Genomic DNA, 20,111 nt, shown 5'->3' with positions numbered 1-20,111 from the left:
GCAAACCACACTCAACTTGAAAGGAAACATGCCATGACTGCCGCAGGCAGAACCGCCCTGATTACCGGAGCCGCACGCGGCATCGGTCTCGCCATCGCCACCCGTCTGGCCCTTGACGGCCATCCGGTCATTATGCTGGATGCCAGCCAGGATGTTGTCGACGCCGCCGCGGGCCTGACCGAGCGCGGGCTCCAGGCCAAGGGACTGCGTCTGGACATCTCGGACGAAAACGCCGTACGCAGCCTGCCGCAAGCATGCCGGGACTGGTGGCCGCAGCTCGCCATCGTCGTTAACAACGCAGGCATATCGCCCAAGCACCAGGGCCGCAAGCGCGATGTGCTGGACATGCCGATAGAGGAATGGCGGCGCGTGCTTGATGTGAATCTCACGGGCACATTCCTGGTTACACAAACCTGCCTGCCCACGCTGGTTGCTGCCGGCTGGGGCCGCATCATCATGATCACCAGCCAAGCGGCCCGCACCCGCACGCCAGTGCCGGGCGCTCATTACTCAGCAACCAAGTCCGGCATGACGGGCCTTGCGCGGGTGCTGGCGGGTGAAGTTGCCCAGCACGGCATCACCGTGAACTGCGTCGCGCCGGGCCGCATCCAGTCCGCCATGACAGCCGAAGCGGGCAATGACGTCAATGCCAAACATTCGGCAACCGTACCGCTCGCCCGCTTGGGCTTACCCGAAGAAGTTGCCGCCACGGTCGCGTTTCTGGCATCGGAGGGCGCGGGCTACACCACGGGCGCCACGATTGATGTCAATGGGGGCAGTTTTATGCTATAGATCGGAAATGACCCCCAGACAATTGCGCTACTTCGTTGAAATCGCCAAATCAGGCAATATCTCCGTCGCCTCCGCGGCATTGCGCATTGCCCAACCGGCGCTGAGCCAGCACGTCGCCTCGATGGAGCAGGAGCTGGGCGTCAAGCTGCTTGTGCGTCACGGCAAAGGGGTGTCTCTCACGGCCGAAGGCAAGCGATTGGTGCAGCGCGCCTCATCCATTCTTGATCAAATGGAGGCGCTGCATTCGGATGTCATAGCACCACCCGGTAGGCCACGCGGGCCAGTGCGCCTGTGCATCGCTCGGTCAATGGTTGATATCCTTGCTGCGCCGCTATACCGCAGTGTTCAGGCCACTTATCCCGATGTGCGGCTGCTGCTGTCAAGCGCCCTGTCCAGCGAAGCGCGAACCCTGATGGAGGCGCGTCAACTCGACCTGGCACTCATGCCCAATGCATTTGAGTTGCCAAATATTGTTTGCCAGCCACTGTACGAAGAAAGCTTTGCGCTGTTCGAGGCACACACCAGCATACGGCGTGTTGCGAAAACAATCGCTTTCGCCAATATCGGATCACGCCCCCTGGTCGCCCCGGACCGGGACCATGATCTGCGCCGAATGGTGGAGCGAACGGCCGTTGCACACAACTGCCCCCTCAATGTGTGCTATGAAATCAATGACCCGGCGTTGTGCATGGCGCTGGTGCGAGAGGGTGTTGCGTCCGCCATCCTGCCAGAGAACGCCAGCTTTGCTCTGCGCCATAATCCGCAGATTGCCATGCGGCGCATCATCAAGCCCAGATTGTCTCGTGTTCAATCCATCGTACGCCCGCTGGACGCGAACGGTACGGACGCAGCAATTCAGGCAGTGGCCGACATCCTACCCATGCTTGTCGACGCGCTGATCCGTACAGGACAGCTTGATGGCAAACTGGCCGACACAAGCCTGGCCCAGTGAACATAAGATTATTCTTATGAAATATAAATAGAAATAATATTGGCTTAAGACTTCCCTGGTGCCTAAACTGACTTTACTCAAAAGCGCCACCACAGGAAGGTCAGCCATGAATCCCCGCCGCAGACAGTTGATGATCGCAGCGGCCGCAAGCGCCGCATGTCTTATACCAAGTGCAGCATTCGCAGGTAATGATCGCGTCGTGCGCATGCTGGTCGGCTTCTCCCCTGGAGGAGCAGTCGATCTGGTCGCCCGGGCGCTGGCGGATGCGATGAAAGCCTCCGGCTATACCGTTGTCGTGGAGAACAAGGCAGGCGCCGGCGGGCGGATTGCCACCGATGCCCTGCTATCGGCCACAGATGACTACACTATCTTAGTTACACCGGACGGCAACCTGACGTTGTATCCGCATATATACCGCAATCTTCGCTATCAACGGGTCGACCTGGCACCGATCAGCACCATTAGCGAATTCGATTTCGGTTTCGCTGTGGGCGCCCAGAGCCCTGCCCGGGCGCTCTCGGACTATCTCTCCCTGGCAAAATCGGACGCCGCCATGGCTTCGTATGGAATTCCAGGCACCGGCACCGCCATGCAGTTTCTTGGCGCCATGCTCGCCCGGGAAACCGGCGTACCGCTTACACCGGTCCCCTACAAAGGCGGCGCGGTTGCGCTTGCGGACACCATCGGCGGCATCATTCCCGCCCTCATCACCACGACACCCAACCTGATTCCCATGCACAAAGCGGGAAAAATTCGCATCCTGGCTACCTCTGGCGCACAACCCTCGTCCCGATTGGAGAGTGTGCCGACTTTTGCATCGCTCGGGTACGCGGACCTGACGCTGATAGGTTATTTCGCGGCTTTCTGCCGCGCCAATACGCCTCAAAAGATTGTTTCCGAGCTGAATGCGGCAATCTCGCAAGCCGTCCAAAGCACGTCGTTCCAGGACACCATGAACCGTCTTGATTTCAAGGCGATCTCCAGCACGCCACAGGCGCTGACAAGCCGGATGGAGAATGAAGACAAATTCTGGGACCGCGTAGTGCGAAAAAGCGGCTACACACCCTCATAAGCTGTCTCCAGGATTCCAAGAATGCATGAATTAAAGAATGTTGTGGTCATCATGTCTGACGAGCACAATGCCGCCTACATGGGCTGTGCCGGGCACCCATTCATCAAAACGCCCAACCTGGATCGCCTGAGCCGCCGAGGAGTCCGATTCAGCAGCGCTTATACGCCAAGCCCCATTTGCGTACCTGCCCGCGCCGCGTTCGCCACAGGCATGCGGGTGCATCAAACCCGGCATTGGGACAACGCCACGCCTTATATCGGGGAACCGGACAGTTGGGGCCATGCTCTGCAGGCGCAGCACATACGTGTGGAAAGCATCGGCAAGTTGCACTACCGCTCTGAGGATGACGATGTAGGATTCGATGTCCAACATATACCCATGCACGTCGTTGGCGGTCACGGTATGGTGTGGGCGTCCATACGCGATCCATACATTACTCGGGGAGATGGAAAACGCATGCTCGGTGATCGTATCGGCGCTGGCGAATCCAGCTACACGGATTATGATCGCGCGGTCACGCGGCAGGCGTGCGATTGGCTGCAGGCGGCTTCCCGGACACGGCAACCCTTTGTTCTTTATGTAGGCTTGGTGGCGCCGCATTTCCCCCTGATTGCGCCCGAGGCCTTCTACTCGCTTTACGATGCAAAGCAGATCCCTCCGGCAAAACTGCACCCTTCCAAAGGGCACATACGGCATCCGTGGGTAAACGAATACGCTGCCTTCGAAAGAACAGAAGAAACATTCGCCAATAAGCAGGAACGCATCAATGCCTTTCTGGCCTATTACGGACTATGCAGCTTCCTTGATGACAATGTGGGTCAAATCATCGACGCTCTCGATAGCACCGGATTATCGAATACCACGCACGTTATCTATACCTCGGACCATGGCGACAATGTTGGTGCTCGTGGGTTGTGGGGGAAGTCCACGCTGTATCAAGAAAGCGTCGGCATTCCGCTCATTGTGGCTGGCCCGCGCGTGCATGCCGGAACATGCGAGACGCCCGTCGACCTGCTTGATCTCTATCCCACCATTCTCGACATGGCTGGCGCGGACGTCTGCGCCACAATGCGAAACCGCCCAGGAAAATCATTGCTTGACATTGTCAGCCTGCCTCCCGAGCCCACCCGGCCTATACTCAGCGAGTACCACGCGGCAGGCAGCAATACAGCAGGCTTCATGCTGCGCAGGGGACGCTGGAAATATCATCATTATGTGCGTTTTGAACCAGAACTCTTTGATCTGGAAGCAGATCCCGAAGAATTGCACAACTTGGCTAACGATCCGGACCATGCGAGCATTCTTCAGGAAATGAGAGGGGCACTATACGCCCTCTGCGATCCCGAGGCCATAGACGCCCAAGCCAAGGCAGACCAGAAAAAACTGATAGACAGCCTAGGAGGAATGAATGTCGCCGCCAGCATGGGCGCGAGCGGCGCCACCCCTGTGCCAGGCCAGTAATGGAGAGACACCTCGATTGCAGCAGCACGGAAGATATCCACACTGGAAAACCGCAAGGCATTCGCGCGCGCTTTCTTTTTCACGCAGCTTGGTCGCTCATACGTTCGTATTAACTCTGCAGCGGTGATAACATCGAAGCTGAAGAACAGCGATGGAATGACAGCGGATGAACGACAAAGCACGCACTGCGCGGAAAATCGCGGGAGACAAGACGCGTACACACATTCTGGATGTGGCGGAGCGCATCTGTGCCGAGAAGGGTTTTGATGCGTTGTCCATGCGCGCCATCAGCGACGAGGCGTCTGTCAATCTGGGCGCGGTAACCTACCATTTCGGCGGGAAGGACGGCCTGTTCGAAGCGCTGTTCAAACGACGCGTCCTTCCCTTGAATGAAGAACGATTAAGCCTGCTCGATGCGGCCCTGTCCCAACCCCGGGGCGTTCAGCTGGAGGACGTTATCCGGGCCTTCGTCGAACCGCCCATGCGGCTCAGCGCGCCGGCGCATAAGCTTTCCGGCAATTCGGCCATTGTGGTCATGCAATTTCTATCGCGTGCATTCTCCATGCCGGGCGAAGGCCAGTTTCTAGGCACCTATTACGAGCCCGTGCGCAGCCGATTCATCCTGGCGCTCAAGCAGCTTCTTCCGGAAGTGCCGCTGGAAGCGGTCATCTGGGGCTACAACCTGATGGTGGGCGCCATTATCTACGCAATGGGTGGGCCTGAACGCATGGAGCGCCGACCGGAAGTCTTTGCCGCCACCCCCATGCACTTCGAAACCGATGTCGATGTGCTGGTCAACCGATTTGTGCAGTTTTTCAGCGCTGGCTTTTCGGCTTATCAACAGCAATCCGCCTGACTTAAAAAACCAAGGGTAAACCCCATTGGAAATGAATGGGCTTGAGGAATAGTATTTCCAATATCATACAGTCGTATGTATTAATTTAAATACAGACTTTATGGATGCATCCCGCAGCATGCCGCACAAGCAAGTACTCAGGTATCCCACGATCCCCAAAACCAGAAGAGGTCTTACCATGAAGCGATTGCAACGATGTATGGAAACGCTGGCGCTTTCAGGCGCTCTCGCGCTCGGCCTGCTGCCCTGCGCTTCCGCCGCAACCTGGCCGGACAAGCCGATTACCATCGTCGTCCCCTATTCTCCGGGCGGCGCCACCGATGCCATCGCCCGGCTGGTTGGACAGCATATGAGCGAGCGCCTGCATCAGCCTGTCATCATCGAGAACAAGGCCGGCGCCAGTTCAAATATCGGCATGGGTTATGTCGCGAAGGCGCGGGCCGACGGTTATACCTTGCTGCTGTGCGCGAATTCGATTGTGACAAACAATAGTTTGTTCTCTTCCCTGCCTTTCGATGGCCTGCGCGATTTTGCGCCGGTGGGCCAGATAGCCTCGGCTTCTCTTGTCGTCACAGTGCCTATCGATTCCAAAATGGATAGCTTTCAGCAATTGCTGAAAGAGGCTCGCGAAAACCCCGGAAAGCTCACGTATGCCAGCGCCGGCAACGGCAGCTCCAGCCACTTGGCGGGCGAATCACTCAAGCAGGCCGCACATATCGATGTGCTTCATGTGCCGTACAAGGGGGCAGCCCCCGCCATTGCCGACCTGATAGGCGGGCGCATCTCCTTCATGACAATGAACACGATCGAGATCACCCCCTACGTCAAGGGACACCGCGTCAAGATGCTGGCCGTCGCGGCTCCCGAACGCATCGAGCAGTATCCCGACTTGCCTACTGTCGAGGAGTCAGGCCTGCCCAACTACGTGGAATCCGTCTGGTTCGGGCTCGCCGCCCCCGCCGGCACGCCCGCCGATGTCATCGAGCGTCTGAATTCCACGTTGCAGGCAGTGATTACGGAGCCGGCCATGAAGAAACGACTGGTTGACATGGGCGCGACCCCCAAGCCGGGTAGTGCCGCACAGTTTTCTGAATTCCTGAATCAGGAGCGCGCCCGCATCAAGCAGATCATTGCCAGTGCGCATATCAAGCCGAACTGATCCGGCCAGCCCCAGTAGTCAACGCCAGGAGCCTTGATGCCCAAGTTCCGCCATCGCAGCCTTTCCGATTCAGCGTGCGTCTCACTGAGCGCCGTGGGTGACTTATATATCGGCAAGGCATTGCGCAGCGAAGAGAGTCCGGCATTTCATGCGGCCATCGAACGATTTCGCGATGCGGACATCCGTTTTGCCAATCTGGAGTTTCAATTGATCTCCAGCGATATGCCTGCCGCCGCACTGGCGGGCGGCGCATGGGCCGCCGGACCTGAATCGCTGGGCGAGGAGCTGGCCTGGCTGGGCACAACCGTAGTATCCACGGCCAACAATCACGCCGGCGACTATGGCGCCGCGGGCATAAGAAACACCCAGGCCTGTTTGCGTCACTTGGGTATTTCCTATTGCGGCACGGGGAGCGATCTTGGCCAGGCCCGCATGCCTGCCTACGCCAATTCAGCTGGAGGGCGCGTGGCCTTCATTTCCGTTTCCTCCAGTTATATGCAGCACGCGAGGGCTGGCGCTCCCGGTGTGGACGTGCAAGGCCGCCCGGGCGTTTCTCCCTTGCGCTTCGGCACGCAATACCATGTGGATGCGCAGGCATATCGCGAGCTGGCGCGCATTCTGGACAAGCTTCCGGTAAACCGCACACATCGTGAGCGCCCCCTGCAGCGCAACGACAACAAGACGGACAGGCCCAGTCTGGATTTTTTCGGAATGGAGTTTGTGGAGGATACACAGTTCGGCGTTGAATCCTGGCCGGCCCACAAGGATGTTACCGATATCCAGGCCTGCATCGCCCAGGCCCGGCAGGATGCCGATTGGGTGGTGGTCAGCCTGCACACCCATGAATATGACAGCGCGCCGGACCATCCGAGCGGCTTTGCCCGGCGTTTTGCGCAGGCCTGCATCGACGCGGGCGCCGACGCCGTGCTGGGGCACGGACATCACGGACTGCGCGGCGTGGAGGTCTATGAAGGCAAACCCATCTTTCACGGCATGGGTCCTTTTGTATTTCAGCCTTATCTCTTTCCGCGCCAGCCCGCCGACTTTTTCGAGGCCTATGACCTGCAGCATGCCAGCCTCGCCGAAGTCTATGCGGCGAGGCGCGAGGCCGCCGGATTCTTCAAGCACAGAGAATATTGGGAAGCCATGCTGGTTCATCTGCAGCTGCATCCCGGCGCACCGCCCTGTTTCCGCATCCATCCCATCTCGCTGTGGCCGGATGCGGCGCACGAACCGGATGGCCTGCCTCACCTGGCAGAGGGCAACCGCGGCAGGGAAATCCTGGCAAAAATCCAGGATCTCAGTCAGCGCCTGGGCACGGCATTGCATTTGAACGACGAAACACTCACATTAAGCACGGCATGACAACGACATGTATCCACGCCTGGACAAGGCATTCTTCATCACACCAACCATACAGGAACGCAAATGAAAATCTGGTACCAGCTCGTTTCCTCCGAATCCGGCATGAAACACTTTCTGCAAGCCACCCAGAAACTATGCCAGGATGCCGCGCTGCCTGATACTGCTGTCGAGGTGCGCGGCACGTCCCAAGGCGCGCTGGGCGACCAGTTCAGGCTGTTCTGGAACTACGACGTGCGCGAGATCATCGACAACGCCCTGCAAATCAGAAAGACCGGCGGCTACGATGCGTTTGTGCTGGCTAACTCTCTGGATCCTGCCCTGGTCGAACTGCGCGAAGTCATGGATATCCCGGTGGTTTCCTTCATGGAGGTCACCTGTTTCCATGCGTGTACCATGGGTGAAAAATTCGGCCTTATCGTTCCCAACGAAAAAATGGTTCCGCGCTATCGGGAAATTCCCATCGGCTATGGCTTGAAAGACCGCCTGGCTACCGTGGAGGCCATCGAGTTCTCGAATATTCGCGGATTCGATGCCGTGTTCACCGACGAGAAGCTGGGTGACGAATGCATAGCACAGGTGAAGGCCAGTGCAAGACGCTGCATAGAGAAAGGAGCCGAAGTCGTGATACCGGCCGGGCCGCACGCCACGCTGCTGGCCATGCGCGGCATTCATCAGATCGATGACGTGCCGATCATGGACAGCTACAGGCTGCTGCTGAAATCCGCAGAAATGGTCGTTGCCATGAAGCGCCTTACCGGTGTTCATATCAGCCGCAAGCTACTGTACCAGGCGCCTTCCCAGGACTATATCGACCGGGTAGCGGATGTGCGCAACATCGACGCGCTGCGCCGTTCCTGAATCCCGTAACATGAACACCGCCATGGATATCAGGCGCCTGGCTATCAATCAGATCACCACACCGGCCTGGTCTCTTGAGCAAGCCATAGAAGGCTATGCGCGTCATGGCATTCACGGGGTAGGCGTCTGGCGCGACAAGCTTGCTGCCTGCGGCCTTATTCGTGCACGCTCGGCCTTGCGGGCCGCCGGATCCTGGGTTCCCTCCTTGTGCAAGGCCGGCAATATTGCACAATTCGCCACCGCCGGAACCAGGCCCGCGCTGGACGATTGCCGCCGCGCCATAGAGGAAGCCGCCGAAATCGGCGCCGGGTGCGTCGTGTTCGTATGCGGTGGCATTGGCACGGATAGCAAGGATATCGAGGCAGCGCGCGCAAAGGTCGCCGAAGTGCTGCACGAGGCCAGTGCATTTGCCGTCAAACATGGCGTGAGTCTTGGCATAGAGCCTTTTCACCCCATGCATGCCGCGGAGCGCGGCTGTATCAATACGCTGTCGCAGGCGCATGCGCTCTGCGCAAGCATAGGGCCGGCCGCGAGCGTGGTGGTGGATGTATTCCACGTCTGGTGGGATCCCGAGCTCTATCGCTTTCTTGCACCGCCGTATACGGATGCCATTGCCACCGTACAGCTTTGCGACTGGCGTGTTCCCACGCGCCATTCAGTGGAGGACCGGGCCATGATGGGAGAGGGTGCGGCCAATGTGCACGGCATTGCCGCGGCACTGGAAGACAGCGGCTACACAGGCCCTTATGAAGTGGAGATTTTCTCCCAGGACTGGTGGAGCATGCCGCCCGATGATGTCGTGCGCATCTGCGCGGAGCGCTACCTATCGCTGGGAACCTCAATTATTGATCCATCCAACACCTAGGAGATTCATTATGAGCATCGCCCTGATCGTCGAGTTTTCGGTAAAGCCAGAGCATCTCGACGCCTTTCTTTCTGTGATGAAAACCCATGCTGAGGCATCCCAGCAGGAGCCGGGCTGTGTGCAGTTCAAGATCATCGCAGCCAGCGCAGCCATGGACGGACGCGTATTCCTGTTTGAGGAATGGCGTGATCAGGAGGCCCTGGATTGGCACCTGAAACACTCGAAGCTCAACGATACCCGCAAGCAGTACGACCCGTGGATATTCAATCGCCACATCGTGCATGGGCACGTCGTCAACAACCCATCGTAGCCCGCAGGCATAAAAACAGCCATCAAAGGAGACAGCACACATGAATACGAAACAGATAGCCGGCATAGCGGCCCTTTCGGCCACGCTGCTTTTGGGACAACCCGCAGCACATGCACAGCCCTATCCCAGCCACGCCATCAATCTGGTTGTCGGCGCCGCGCCGGGAGGGCCGACCGACGCCGTGGCCCGGCTCCTGGGCAAGCACATGAGCAAAAGCATGGGCGTACCCGTCGTGGTCGTGAACAAGGGCGGAGGCGGCGGCGTCATCGCCTCGGAATATGTGGCCAATCAACCCGCCGACGGCTACACATTGCTGATGGGTTCGATCAGCACCCATGGCATCAATACGACGCTGTATCGTCATCTGGGTTACGACGCCGTCAAAGACTTTGCGCCGATATCGGAAGTGGTTTCCTATCCCCTGGTTCTGATCGTGAATCCGAAAACCGTTCCAGCGACCACAGTGAAGGATTTCGTCGCCTATGTACGCAAGCATGCCGATACGCTCAACCGCGGCTCCGCGGGTAATGGAACGTCCATGCACCTGGCCGGCGAACTGTTCAATCATGTGGCGGGCACGAACCTGAACCATGTGCCCTATAAGGGAAGCGCCCCCGCCATGCAGGCGCTGCTCGCTGGGCAAATAGACATCGATTTTGAAAGCATGACGGTCGCACTGTCTCACATCGAGGCGGGAAGCGTTCGAGCGCTTGGTGTCACGGGCACCAAGCGCTCCCCTCTTTTGCCCGATGTTCCGGCCATAGCCGAAACGCTGCCTTCCTACCACTTCAGCGGCTGGCTCGGGCTTCTTGCACCCGATGGCACACCAGAGCAGGCCATAGACCGCATACACGCCGAGGCGGTCAAGGCACTGGCCAATCCGGAAGTCCGCAAAAAGCTGGAAATGCAAGGTATGGAAGCGGTGGGCAGCTCGCCAGCAGAGTTCAAGGCATTCATCGCCGAACAGATCCAGTCGCTTGGTGACATCGTTCGGCGCTCCGGGGCGACGGTGGATTGACATCAGCCCCGCCTCAACCGGCGACCACAAGCAGCCCGGCGTTTCAACACAAGGAAGCACTATGAAGGAAGAAACAACCCGCAGCATGAACTCGAACACCGAAGCGCTGGATGCACGCTACATAGACGTCGCTGCTCTGGATTGGGCACCATCGCCGTTCGAAGGCATCCAGACCAAGATCCTGTACTCGGACCCCAACACCGGCATGTCCACCATCATGTTCAAAATGGCGCCCGGCGCTGTGGTGCCGCCGCATGAGCATACGGCAGTCGAACAAACCTACATGATCGAAGGAAGCCTGGCCGATGATCAGGGAGAAGTAACCGCCGGAAATTTCGTCTGGCGCCCGGGCGGCAACGCGCACAAGGCTTGGGCGCCGAAGGGGGCCGTATTTATATCATTCTTCATGAAGCCCAACCGCTTTTTCGACGGCGCTAAGTTCTTTACAGAAGACGATTGACAAGGCGGGGCAAGCGGCCACTCCACGCAAATCCATTACTATGACGTTTGCCGGCATCTCGCCGGCGACCGTTGCCACGCCATCCAGGCCATCGTTTCCACTGGCCGTCCGGCGCCGGCGAGGGCTTTCGTGACGAATAAAAAAGGCCGCGCGTAAACCCGCCATGAATCAACTTCCCCTCGCCGCAGGCTTGTCCGTGTTTATGATGCTGTCGGGCTGCACCGGACTTGGCGCCGGCACATCCGGCATCGATGCCAGCCAGCAAGCCAATGCCGCACCAATTTGCCTTGGCCGTTTTGTCATTACCCTGCCCGAAGGTGCCGAGCCCATCGCACAGGCAAGCTATCAATCCATAGAAATCGAGGACATCAAAGCGGTTTCGGGTTTCCCGAACGTAGCCCGCCAGCTTGAGGCGCGCGCAAAGAAAATGCGAACAGCCAAAATGGAGAATAGCGACTACACCAACAAACTCTATCGGGCGGCTGGTTACGATCCAGACGTGCTTTTCGGCAAGACCCAGTTCGCCGGTATACGCGTGGACCGATCTCAAAAGCAGGCGATGATCGGATATCACCCTGAACTGGATGTTCCCACCCTTCGCGTGGAACTCCACAAAGTGATAGACGACGCGCAATACGTCCTGGCAACAAAGGGCGGCAGCGCCGATGACTACGACAACATCAGCGCATTCATGTGGAAAGCAGCCGAACGGTTTCGGCACCGGGCCGCGGACGAAATCCCCAATGAACCGGGCTTTTGCATGGACAAAGGCTTATTCGCTGATGACGGCGATCCTCCTGTCAGTGAAACCTTTTCATTGTTTGTCAGATTCAAAGATCATCCAGACGCAACGTTCTCCATCGACTCGTTCGCCACAGGCGCGGCTGGAAACGAAGACGAACTTGAGATCAAATCCCGCTTTAGCGGCGCCCTGGGCCTGATGATGCGCATGTTCGCGAATATTCATGTCATGGATCGCGGCAACCGGGAAGCCGCGGGACAGAAGGGCTACCAGGTCGCATTGAGCACACCCAGCGAGGATGCGCCCGGTGCCACGATGTACAAATTCTCGTGGGCGGCAAAAGGTGTGCTCAATGACGCCACTCGCCCATACATGGAAATTGAGCTTGATATTCAGCCAGATGATGACAAACCGGCGACCATCACCAGCGGCAAAGAGGCGGAAGCGCTATGGAACCGGCTGCTGAATGGCATACGGATACGGCCGAACTCGGTAATACAACAGCAGTCATAAACGACGATTGCGGCGCCAGGTCTTCAGGCAGCGGATTTGCCAGGCGCCTCCTACCTGAATGATAGCCACATCGAATACTTCATCTTCTGATAAGGGAAAGTCGTCACCGTGACCAGCACCAGCTTGTTGCGGGTGCCATAGTACCTGCGTGTGATGACCAGGCCCGCCGTGCCCGCCGTCACTTGCAAAGTACGCGCCATCGCACCCTTTATAGGCGCGGCTGAGAATACCTGATTGACCTTGCGTATCTTCTGGCTGTAACGCTGCTCGATCAACTGCGACAAAGGCAATTGCGCCGTGACGACCTCAGGCCCCAGCGCGGAATAATCGGGGTGCACATACGCCGAAGCAGCGGCCACCGGCGCTTCCTTGTCGCCCAGCAGCTTGATTGCGTCTATGTGCAGCCACGCCTGCCCTCTTTCGCAGCCCAGAATGCCCGCCAGCCCGTCGGAAGCCGTCACCGTTTCCAGTGCGCGCACCTGCAGCGTCGCGTTCGAAATGTACTGGAACAGATCCGCAAGCTCGGATATCTGCTGGGTATAGCGGGTTTCGGGCATGTCCGCTTCAACGCGGGTGCCAACCCCGCGCCGTCTTGAAACCATGCCGGCTTCCGTCAGCATGCGTATCGCTTCGCGTATGGTGTGCCTGCTGGCGCCATAACGCGCGCATAACGCATGCTCGGTGGGAAGCAGCGACATGACCGGGTAGCGGCCCGTCTTTATACCCTGCTCCAGATCCTTGTAGATTACCCGATACAGCGGCGTGCCGTCCTCGTCGCCGCCCGCCTGGCGAAGCCTGCGTGGCCCGGCGGATGCCCTGTTTTTTCTGACCGCAGTTTCAAGCATGTAATTCTCCGGGGAATAGCCCGTGGCCGTTATACCTTATTGACAATCTCTCAAAAGGGTGCCTATCATTTGTCCGTACATAGTAGCATCGCAGTACGGAGTATTCACAAGACAAGCAACGCCTTTTCCTTCACCAGGAGGTTGTCATGGTCAAGTTACTCGCAGTACTCGCAGCGGCAACACTGGCCGCTGCGTATTCCTCCAGCGCGGCGGCACAGCAAGAACTCGTCGTTGCCGGTTATGGCGGCTCCTTCGAAGAGATAATGCGCTCGGATATTTTTCCGCCTTTCGCCAAGGAACACAATGCCAAGCTGGTTTATGTCGCCGGCAATTCCACCAATACAGTGGCCAAACTGCAGGCCCAGAAAAGCAACCAACAGATAGACGTTGCCATTATCGACGACGGCCCCATGTACCAGGCCATCGCGCTCGGATTCTGTTCACCCATACAAGGCATATCCGACGAAGATATCTACAAGACGGCGCGCTACAAAGACGACAAGGCTGTTGCCATCGGCCTGGTCGCCACGGGCATCATGTACAACAAGAAGATATTCGAGGAGAAGAAGTGGGATCCCCCCACCTCCTGGCATGATCTTACAGACCCCAAATACAAGGGTCACCTCGTCATTCCGCCGCTGAACAATACCTATGGCCTGCATGCGCTGGTCCAGTTTGCCCGCGCAAATGGCGGCGGCGAGAAGAACATAGACCCTGGGTTCAAGGCGTTCGAAGAAAAGGTAGGCCCCAATGTGCTTGTCTATGAACCCTCTCCGGGGAAAATGACAGAGCTGTTTTCAAGCGGCCAGGCTTCCATTGCAGTCTGGGGCAGCAGTCGCGTGAAGGCTTTTGCGGATACTGGCTTTCCCGTCGGGTTCGTCTATCCGAAGGAAGGCGCCTATGCCCTGCTCGCCTCGGTGTGCCCTGTGAACAAGCCCGAGCCCAACCCGCTGGCGCAAACCTTTATCCAATACCTTATCTCGCCCAGCGTCCAGGAGATCATGGCCAAGGCCCAAGGCTTCGGCCCCGTCAACAAAAACGCCAAGGTAAAGGACGACCCGCGGGTACCCCTGCCCATTGGCGACCGAGCGGCGAATCTGCTGGTGCTCGACTGGGATACCGTCAACCAACACAGGCAGGAATGGAATACCCGCTGGGTGCGTGAAATCGAGCGTTGACAGGCGTGCATCCATGGCTCATCTGGAACTGAAAGGCCTGACCCGGCGCTACGGCGACCTAACTGCTGTAGACAACCTGGATTTGTCAGTGCAGCAGGGGGAGTTCATTTCCCTGCTTGGGCCCTCTGGATGCGGCAAGACAACCACGCTCCAGATGATTGCGGGTTTTGTGGAACCCACATCCGGCAGCGTGATCCTGAACGGCAAGAACCTTGCCCGCGTACCGCCCAACAAGCGCGGACTGGGCATTGTGTTCCAGAACTACGCCCTGTTTCCTCACATGACCGCGGGAGAAAATATCTCGTTCGGCCTGGAGATGCAGGGCGTCAAGAATGCTGAACGCACACAGCGCGTCAAGGAGGCATTGAACCTTGTTGGGCTGGCGCATCTTCAGGACAGGTATCCTTCGCAAATGTCTGGCGGCCAGCAGCAGCGGGTAGCCCTGGCGCGCGCACTCGTCATCAAACCCAGCGTGCTGCTGCTTGACGAACCGCTCTCCAATCTGGACGCAAAGCTGCGCGAAGAGATGCAGCTGGAGCTGCGCAGCATCCAGCGCACAGTAGGCACCACCACCATACTGGTCACGCACGACCAGTCCGAGGCGCTGGGCATGTCCGACCGCATTGTGGTCATGAACAAAGGGTGCGTCGAGCAAGTGGCGGAGCCCTTTTCGGCCTACGAGGGCCCTGCCAGCTCTTTTGTCGGCGGCTTCCTGGGCAAGGCCAATATGTTCACGACCGCGCTGGAGACGGATGCCGGCGAGACCCGGATACGCATCGGCGAGGCGTCGATACCGTTCAGCGGGCAGCCCAGCCCATCGGGAAAAGTGATAGTCAGACCAGAGAAGATTGTTTTTTCCGAACCGTCGGCCTGCGCACTGCCAGGCCGCATCAAAACCCGCGTGTTCCAGGGCAACCACTGGCTCTGCCAGGTCAGCACATCGGTCGGCGAAGTATCGGTGATACGCCAGAACGATGGACAGCCTATACCTGCGGAAGGCGACAGCGTGAACATGCGCTGGAACGCATCGGACATGTACCCCATTGAATCAGGCCGGGAGGCATCATGACCCCCGGCAATCGGGCCAAGCCATGGCTGCTCACAGCACCGGCGCTCGTGCTGTATGCAACTTTCCTGATCGTGCCGCTCTTCATGGTGCTGCTGATCAGTTTTTTCAGCTTTGATTTCTACGGGGGCATCCAGCGCACGTTCACCTGGAAAAACTACGTCGATATCGCCACCGACGCCTATTACTATGAAGTCTATGCCAGGACTTTCGGCGTGGCGGCGGCCGTCACCGCCATTTCCATTGTCCTGGGCAGCACGGAAGCCTATGTGCTTTCCCGCATGCGCAAGCCGTGGAAAGGATTGTTCCTGATGATCGTGCTGGGGCCGCTCTTGATATCCGTGGTCGTGCGTACCCTGGGATGGGCGCTGTTGTTCGGCTCCACCGGTCTGATCAGCCAAGCCCTGCAGTTGCTGGGGCTTTCCTCGGGCCCGGTCAGCCTCATGTACACCAATCTTGGCGTCACAATAGCCTTGACACATGTATTGGTCCCCTTCATGGTCATCGCCGTGTGGGCGTCGCTGCAGCGCATCAACCCCTCCTCTGAAGCCGCCGCACGCTCTTTGGGCGCGGGCCAGCTGACCGTGGTGCGCCGGGTGATACTGCCCCAGATCATGCCAGGCATTGCTTCGGGCTCCATTATCGTTTTCTCCCTCGCGGCCAGCGCGTTTGCGACGCCGGAAATCATAGGCGGCAGAAGGCTCAAGACAGTTGCAACATCCGCCTATGATGAGTTTCTTAATACGCTCAACTGGCCCTTGGGCGCTGCGCTGGCGATTATTCTGCTCCTTGCCACCATGGCGGTGCTGGTATCGGCCAACCGCCTGATCGAAAGGCGCTACAGCGCCGTGTACAGCTAGGAGCCGGCCATGCAATTTCGTAACGGTTTCTGGAGCCTGCTTTTTCACGCGCTGTTTATCGCATTTATTCTTGCGCCCATTGTCATGGTCTGCGCCGTCGCCTTCACATCGCAAGGCTATATCTCGCTGCCTACGCAAGGGCTGTCACTGCGCTGGTTCAAGGCCATACTCGACAACCCGCGCTTCATCGACGCATTCTGGTTCAGCCTGGGCCTGGGCGCCCTGTCGGCCACCATCGCCCTGCTGGTTTCCATACCCTGTGCGCTGGCCGTTGCCCGCAACCGCTTTCGCGGGCGCGAGGCGCTTGTCGCCTTTTTCCTTTCGCCACTCATGATTCCCCATGTCGTGCTGGGGCTGGCCTTCCTGCGGTTTTTCAGCACCATAGGCCTGGCAGGCACCTATGCCGGGCTGGTGGTGGCGCACATCATTATCATCATGCCTTATGCACTGCGGCTGGTATTGACCTCCGCAGTCGGCATAGATCCAAAGCTGGGCCGCGCCGCGCTGTCGCTGGGCGCCTCCAACTGGACGGTATTCCGCCGCATCGTGCTGCCCCTCATGTTGCCCGGCGTGGTCAGCGGCTGGGTCATTGCCTTTATCACCAGTTTCGACGAATTGACCATGTCCATATTCATCGCGTCGCCCTCCACCACGACACTGCCAGTACGGATATTTCTGCAGATTGCCGATACCATCGACCCGTTGGTCACCGCCGTTTCGGCTGTGCTGATCTATGCCGCATTGATTCTCATATTCATTCTGGACAGGCTGATCGGCCTGGAAACGCTGTTTGTTGGCAAAGAATTCAAGGATCCCGGCAATGCTTGATGTGAAACTACCGGAGCCTGTGCATACGGGTGTCTACGATGCGGCGGTCGTGGGCGGCGGTCTGGTCGGAGCGTCCATTGCATACGGATTGCGGCGCACGCTTGACCACGTCACTGTGGTTGACGAGGGCGATGTGGCATACCGTGCTTCGCGCGGCAACTTCGGACTGGTATGGGTGCAAAGCAAAGGCATGGGCAAGCCGCAATACAGTGCCTGGACAAGAGCGTCGGCCTCGCACTGGGCACAGTTTGCACAGGAGTTGATGGAAAAAACAGGCGTGGATGTGCACCATGAACAGCTTGGTGGATTGCATATCTTGCTATCAGAGGAAGAGAAACAGGCGCGCATCCGTTTCATGACAGAGCTGATGGATCAGCCCGGCATGCTTCCCTACGATTGGAAGCTGCTCGATAGGCAGGAGTTGGCAGACATGGTGCCTGGCATAGGCCCGGATGTATGCGGCGCAAGCTGGACCAGCATTGACGGCACGGCCAACCCGCTCAAGCTGCTGCGCGCCTTGCACACATCGTTTTCCGCCGACCAAATAGATTACCGTCCCATGCATGGCGTGGTAAAGATCGATCATATAGACGGCCTGTTTCATATCCACACGACGCGCGGTGCAGTACGCGCCGCCAAGGTTGTACTGGCAGCGGGCCTTGGCAACAAGACACTGGGAGAACAGCTCGGTCTTCACATTCCCGTACGCCCGCAACGCGGCCAAATCATTGCCCTGGAAAGAACACGCCCTTTGCTGCGCACACCCATGGCCACGCTCAGACAAATGGATGAAGGCACCTGGCTAATCGGCGACTCGCAGGAGGAAGCGGGCTTTGCGGATCAACAAACGGGCTTGCCTATTCTTGCCACTTTGGCGGACAGGGCCGTTCGGACGTTGCCGGCACTGCGCGATGTGCGCGTCGTGCGAAGCTGGGCGGCGCTGCGTGTAATGTCCCCCGACGGCTACCCCATTTATCAGGAATCCCGCAGCTGTCCGGGCGCATTCGTTGTCACCTGCCATAGTGGCGTAACGCTCGCGGCAGCCCACGCGCTGCTCCTGGCGCCCATGATCGCCGGCGGCAGCCTTCCAGTTGAAATGGCACCCTTCTCAGCGGAGAGATTTCATGTTCCAGAGATTGCCTGAAGTCGAGCAGCAAAAGCAGGCTCGCACCATCCATATCACCATTGATGATATGGCGGTTACCTGTATGGACGGCGACAGTGTCGCCGCTGCGCTTTTTTCTTCCGGCACGCTCGCCTGTCGAGATACGGCAATCAGCCAGACCCCGCGAGGCCCTTTCTGCCTGATGGGTGTCTGCTATGACTGCCTGGTGATCATAGACGGTAAACCCAATCAGCAGGCCTGCATGACACGTGCACAGGAAGGTATGCACGTGCAGCGCCAATCGGGCGCCCGAGAGGTGCAACCATGACAAACAATCAAACCAGCCCGTACACTGCCACCAGCGGCACACCCCTGCGGCAATGCGATCTGCTGGTGATTGGCGCCGGGCCCGCCGGCCTGGCAGCCGCTACGGTGGCGGCGCAGGCGGGCGTGGACACACTGCTGCTGGACGAACAAGCAGCGCCTGGCGGCCAGATATACCGCGCCATCACGCAGCCACCCACTGAGAATCGCCGTATCCTGGGACCCGATTACTGGGCGGGCGAGAGCCTGATCGGGCCTTTTGAACAGTCCGGCGCACACTATCAGCCTTCCGCCACGGTATGGGCCATTACTCAGAAGAACTCACAAGATCCCGATAGCCGGTTTGAAGCCGCTTGCTCCATCAACGGTACGGCCGAATTGGTGCGCGCGCGGCAGCTGCTGTTGGCAACCGGCGCGCAAGAGCGCCCGGTACCGATACCAGGCTGGACGCTGCCTGGTGTCATTACCGCGGGCGCCGGCCAGATACTATTGAAAGCATCCGGCATGGTGCCCACCGGCCACATCGTTCTTGCAGGCTGCGGGCCCCTGCTCTACCTGATCGCATGGCAGTATCTCAATGCCGGCGTGAAGATCGACGCGCTGCTGGAAACCACACAGTCCAGTAATTTGAAACGCGCTTTGCCGCATGCATTGGCATTCATGCTTTCGCCGTATTTTGCAAAAGGCATCAAGCTCATGCGGGAGGTGAAGCAACGCGTGCGCATTATCAAGAATGTCAGCGATCTGCGCGCCGAAGGCGATGGCAGTCTTGAGACCGTTCGGTACACGGCCGGCGGCAAGACCCACGCCATGCCTGCCGACATGCTTCTGCTGCACCAGGGCGTTGTACCCAATGTCAACCTGGCGCGGGCGCTGGGCCTGGACCATGCCTGGAACAGTCTGCTGGACTGTTGGGAGCCTGTGGTCGATACCTGGGGCACATCGTCGATACCCGATGTATGGCTGGCAGGCGACGGCGCCGGGATAGGCGGCGCCATCGCAGCCGAGAACCGGGGCCGCATCGCGGCGCTGCAAGCCGCGCACAGGTTGGGGCGCATTACCGCGCCCGACAGGGACGCAAAGGCCAAGCCACTCCGCCATGCGTTGCGCAAGGCGCTCGGCGGACGAGATTTCTTCGATACGCTGTACCAGGCTCCGCCTTCATTTCGTCGACCCACGGGCGACACCATTGTATGCCGATGCGAGGAAATTACCGCCGCGCAAATACGCGATACCGTCAAGCTTGGCTGCACCGGCCCAAACCAGATGAAATCCTTTTTACGCTGCGGCATGGGCCCCTGCCAAGGCAGATTCTGCGGGCTTACCGTAGCCGAAGTCATTGGCGACGAGCTGGGCATACCGCCGCGCGATGTTGGCTATTACCGGCTTCGTTTCCCCATAAAGCCACTCACGCTGGGCGAGCTGGCATCCTTGCCGCAGACGGACGCGTCCATAGAGGCCGTCGTCCGCCTGAAAAAATGA

Annotated in this window: 21 protein-coding genes; 20 read left to right on the top strand and 1 reads right to left on the bottom strand. The window is 58.7% G+C overall.

The genetic code is table 11. From position 1 onward, the window contains the following. Positions 1-33 precede the first annotated feature (33 nt). The 13 genes from ERD78_RS06345 to ERD78_RS06285 all read left to right on the top strand — a co-directional run bounded on the left by ERD78_RS06345 (position 34) and on the right by ERD78_RS06285 (position 12,423). Positions 34-792 (top strand): SDR family oxidoreductase, encoded by a 759-nt coding sequence (locus ERD78_RS06345; protein ID WP_129968461.1) that lies wholly within the window; start codon positions 34-36, stop codon positions 790-792. Between the two features lie 7 nt (positions 793-799). After that, the gene (locus tag ERD78_RS06340; RefSeq protein WP_129968460.1) at positions 800-1,744 is read left to right on the top strand and encodes a LysR family transcriptional regulator; all 945 of its coding nucleotides are present in this window, start codon (positions 800-802) and stop codon (positions 1,742-1,744) included. Positions 1,745-1,850: 106 nt separating this feature from the next. Beyond that, the gene (locus ERD78_RS06335; RefSeq protein WP_129968459.1) at positions 1,851-2,816 is read left to right on the top strand and encodes a tripartite tricarboxylate transporter substrate-binding protein; all 966 of its coding nucleotides are present in this window, start codon (positions 1,851-1,853) and stop codon (positions 2,814-2,816) included. A 21-nt stretch (positions 2,817-2,837) separates the two neighbouring features. Continuing rightward, on the top strand, positions 2,838-4,277 hold the full coding sequence (locus tag ERD78_RS06330) for a sulfatase-like hydrolase/transferase (protein WP_129968458.1): 1,440 nt from the start codon (positions 2,838-2,840) through the stop codon (positions 4,275-4,277). Positions 4,278-4,443: 166 nt separating this feature from the next. Continuing rightward, the gene (locus ERD78_RS06325; RefSeq protein ID WP_129968457.1) at positions 4,444-5,133 is read left to right on the top strand and encodes a TetR/AcrR family transcriptional regulator; all 690 of its coding nucleotides are present in this window, start codon (positions 4,444-4,446) and stop codon (positions 5,131-5,133) included. A gap of 178 nt (positions 5,134-5,311) precedes the next feature. After that, complete coding sequence (locus ERD78_RS06320) at positions 5,312-6,292, top strand: Bug family tripartite tricarboxylate transporter substrate binding protein (RefSeq protein ID WP_245152362.1); 981 nt, start codon at positions 5,312-5,314, stop codon at positions 6,290-6,292. Positions 6,293-6,328: 36 nt separating this feature from the next. After that, entirely contained in the window at positions 6,329-7,657 is a 1,329-nt protein-coding gene (locus ERD78_RS06315) for a CapA family protein (RefSeq protein WP_129968456.1), read from the top strand. Between the two features lie 63 nt (positions 7,658-7,720). After that, positions 7,721-8,515 (top strand): aspartate/glutamate racemase family protein, encoded by a 795-nt coding sequence (locus ERD78_RS06310; RefSeq protein WP_129968455.1) that lies wholly within the window; start codon positions 7,721-7,723, stop codon positions 8,513-8,515. 10 nt (positions 8,516-8,525) lie between these two features. After that, on the top strand, positions 8,526-9,380 hold the full coding sequence (locus ERD78_RS06305) for a sugar phosphate isomerase/epimerase family protein (RefSeq protein ID WP_167668866.1): 855 nt from the start codon (positions 8,526-8,528) through the stop codon (positions 9,378-9,380). Positions 9,381-9,390: 10 nt separating this feature from the next. Continuing rightward, complete coding sequence (locus tag ERD78_RS19730) at positions 9,391-9,690, top strand: putative quinol monooxygenase (RefSeq protein ID WP_167668865.1); 300 nt, start codon at positions 9,391-9,393, stop codon at positions 9,688-9,690. Between the two features lie 40 nt (positions 9,691-9,730). Continuing rightward, positions 9,731-10,708 (top strand): Bug family tripartite tricarboxylate transporter substrate binding protein, encoded by a 978-nt coding sequence (locus tag ERD78_RS06295; protein WP_129968452.1) that lies wholly within the window; start codon positions 9,731-9,733, stop codon positions 10,706-10,708. A 61-nt stretch (positions 10,709-10,769) separates the two neighbouring features. Further along, on the top strand, positions 10,770-11,168 hold the full coding sequence (locus ERD78_RS06290; RefSeq protein ID WP_167668864.1) for a cupin domain-containing protein: 399 nt from the start codon (positions 10,770-10,772) through the stop codon (positions 11,166-11,168). Between the two features lie 163 nt (positions 11,169-11,331). Next, complete coding sequence (locus tag ERD78_RS06285) at positions 11,332-12,423, top strand: T6SS immunity protein Tli4 family protein (RefSeq protein WP_129968451.1); 1,092 nt, start codon at positions 11,332-11,334, stop codon at positions 12,421-12,423. 50 nt (positions 12,424-12,473) lie between these two features. On the opposite strand, the gene ERD78_RS06280 is transcribed toward ERD78_RS06285, so the two are convergent. Continuing rightward, on the bottom strand, positions 12,474-13,268 hold the full coding sequence (locus ERD78_RS06280) for a GntR family transcriptional regulator (protein ID WP_129968450.1): 795 nt from the start codon (positions 13,266-13,268) through the stop codon (positions 12,474-12,476). 146 nt (positions 13,269-13,414) lie between these two features. On the opposite strand from ERD78_RS06280, the gene ERD78_RS06275 reads away from it, so the two are divergent. From ERD78_RS06275 to ERD78_RS06245, 7 genes are read left to right on the top strand one after another with little or no spacing between them, the layout of a single operon-like run. Beyond that, positions 13,415-14,446 carry an ABC transporter substrate-binding protein gene (locus ERD78_RS06275; protein WP_129968449.1) on the top strand — a complete coding sequence of 344 codons (1,032 nt, stop codon included), beginning with the start codon at positions 13,415-13,417 and terminating at the stop codon, positions 14,444-14,446. Positions 14,447-14,459: 13 nt separating this feature from the next. Next, positions 14,460-15,515: an ABC transporter ATP-binding protein gene (locus ERD78_RS06270; RefSeq protein ID WP_129968448.1), complete on the top strand. Its 1,056-nt coding sequence runs from the start codon at positions 14,460-14,462 to the stop codon at positions 15,513-15,515. Beyond that, positions 15,512-16,372 carry an ABC transporter permease gene (locus tag ERD78_RS06265; RefSeq protein ID WP_129968447.1) on the top strand — a complete coding sequence of 287 codons (861 nt, stop codon included), beginning with the start codon at positions 15,512-15,514 and terminating at the stop codon, positions 16,370-16,372. The genes ERD78_RS06270 and ERD78_RS06265 overlap by 4 nt, the downstream gene beginning before the upstream one ends. 9 nt (positions 16,373-16,381) lie before the next feature. Beyond that, entirely contained in the window at positions 16,382-17,200 is an 819-nt protein-coding gene (locus tag ERD78_RS06260; protein WP_129968446.1) for an ABC transporter permease, read from the top strand. Then, the gene (locus tag ERD78_RS06255; RefSeq protein WP_129968445.1) at positions 17,193-18,344 is read left to right on the top strand and encodes an NAD(P)/FAD-dependent oxidoreductase; all 1,152 of its coding nucleotides are present in this window, start codon (positions 17,193-17,195) and stop codon (positions 18,342-18,344) included. Before ERD78_RS06260 ends, ERD78_RS06255 begins: the two co-directional genes overlap by 8 nt. Then, on the top strand, positions 18,325-18,633 hold the full coding sequence (locus ERD78_RS06250) for a (2Fe-2S)-binding protein (RefSeq protein ID WP_129968444.1): 309 nt from the start codon (positions 18,325-18,327) through the stop codon (positions 18,631-18,633). The genes ERD78_RS06255 and ERD78_RS06250 overlap by 20 nt, the downstream gene beginning before the upstream one ends. Continuing rightward, on the top strand, positions 18,630-20,111 hold the full coding sequence (locus tag ERD78_RS06245) for an FAD/NAD(P)-dependent oxidoreductase (protein WP_129968443.1): 1,482 nt from the start codon (positions 18,630-18,632) through the stop codon (positions 20,109-20,111). Before ERD78_RS06250 ends, ERD78_RS06245 begins: the two co-directional genes overlap by 4 nt.

It is taken from the genome of Allopusillimonas soli (genome assembly GCF_004153445.1).
Lineage (GTDB): Bacteria > Pseudomonadota > Gammaproteobacteria > Burkholderiales > Burkholderiaceae_B > Allopusillimonas > Allopusillimonas soli.
The sequence above is the reverse complement of the archived record's forward strand: the minus strand, read 5'-3'. Positions and strand labels throughout refer to the sequence as shown.

Bases quoted from the DNA above. Each gene is read 5' to 3' on its own strand.
- ERD78_RS06265 (WP_129968447.1), top strand. From the start codon at position 15,512: ATGACCCCCGGCAATCGGGCCAAGCCATGGCTGCTCACAGCACCGGCG.
- ERD78_RS06305 (WP_167668866.1), top strand. From the start codon at position 8,526: ATGAACACCGCCATGGATATCAGGCGCCTGGCTATCAATCAGATCACC.
- ERD78_RS06250 (WP_129968444.1), top strand. From the start codon at position 18,325: ATGTTCCAGAGATTGCCTGAAGTCGAGCAGCAAAAGCAGGCTCGCACC.
- ERD78_RS06310 (WP_129968455.1), top strand. From the start codon at position 7,721: ATGAAAATCTGGTACCAGCTCGTTTCCTCCGAATCCGGCATGAAACAC.
- ERD78_RS06325 (WP_129968457.1), top strand. From the start codon at position 4,444: ATGAACGACAAAGCACGCACTGCGCGGAAAATCGCGGGAGACAAGACG.
- ERD78_RS06295 (WP_129968452.1), top strand. From the start codon at position 9,731: ATGAATACGAAACAGATAGCCGGCATAGCGGCCCTTTCGGCCACGCTG.
- ERD78_RS06340 (WP_129968460.1), top strand. From the start codon at position 800: ATGACCCCCAGACAATTGCGCTACTTCGTTGAAATCGCCAAATCAGGC.
- ERD78_RS06280 (WP_129968450.1), bottom strand. From the start codon at position 13,268: ATGCTTGAAACTGCGGTCAGAAAAAACAGGGCATCCGCCGGGCCACGC.
- ERD78_RS06245 (WP_129968443.1), top strand. From the start codon at position 18,630: ATGACAAACAATCAAACCAGCCCGTACACTGCCACCAGCGGCACACCC.
- ERD78_RS06290 (WP_167668864.1), top strand. From the start codon at position 10,770: ATGAAGGAAGAAACAACCCGCAGCATGAACTCGAACACCGAAGCGCTG.
- ERD78_RS06275 (WP_129968449.1), top strand. From the start codon at position 13,415: ATGGTCAAGTTACTCGCAGTACTCGCAGCGGCAACACTGGCCGCTGCG.
- ERD78_RS06330 (WP_129968458.1), top strand. From the start codon at position 2,838: ATGCATGAATTAAAGAATGTTGTGGTCATCATGTCTGACGAGCACAAT.
- ERD78_RS06345 (WP_129968461.1), top strand. From the start codon at position 34: ATGACTGCCGCAGGCAGAACCGCCCTGATTACCGGAGCCGCACGCGGC.
- ERD78_RS06285 (WP_129968451.1), top strand. From the start codon at position 11,332: ATGAATCAACTTCCCCTCGCCGCAGGCTTGTCCGTGTTTATGATGCTG.
- ERD78_RS06260 (WP_129968446.1), top strand. From the start codon at position 16,382: ATGCAATTTCGTAACGGTTTCTGGAGCCTGCTTTTTCACGCGCTGTTT.
- ERD78_RS06315 (WP_129968456.1), top strand. From the start codon at position 6,329: ATGCCCAAGTTCCGCCATCGCAGCCTTTCCGATTCAGCGTGCGTCTCA.
- ERD78_RS19730 (WP_167668865.1), top strand. From the start codon at position 9,391: ATGAGCATCGCCCTGATCGTCGAGTTTTCGGTAAAGCCAGAGCATCTC.
- ERD78_RS06320 (WP_245152362.1), top strand. From the start codon at position 5,312: ATGAAGCGATTGCAACGATGTATGGAAACGCTGGCGCTTTCAGGCGCT.
- ERD78_RS06335 (WP_129968459.1), top strand. From the start codon at position 1,851: ATGAATCCCCGCCGCAGACAGTTGATGATCGCAGCGGCCGCAAGCGCC.
- ERD78_RS06270 (WP_129968448.1), top strand. From the start codon at position 14,460: ATGGCTCATCTGGAACTGAAAGGCCTGACCCGGCGCTACGGCGACCTA.
- ERD78_RS06255 (WP_129968445.1), top strand. From the start codon at position 17,193: ATGCTTGATGTGAAACTACCGGAGCCTGTGCATACGGGTGTCTACGAT.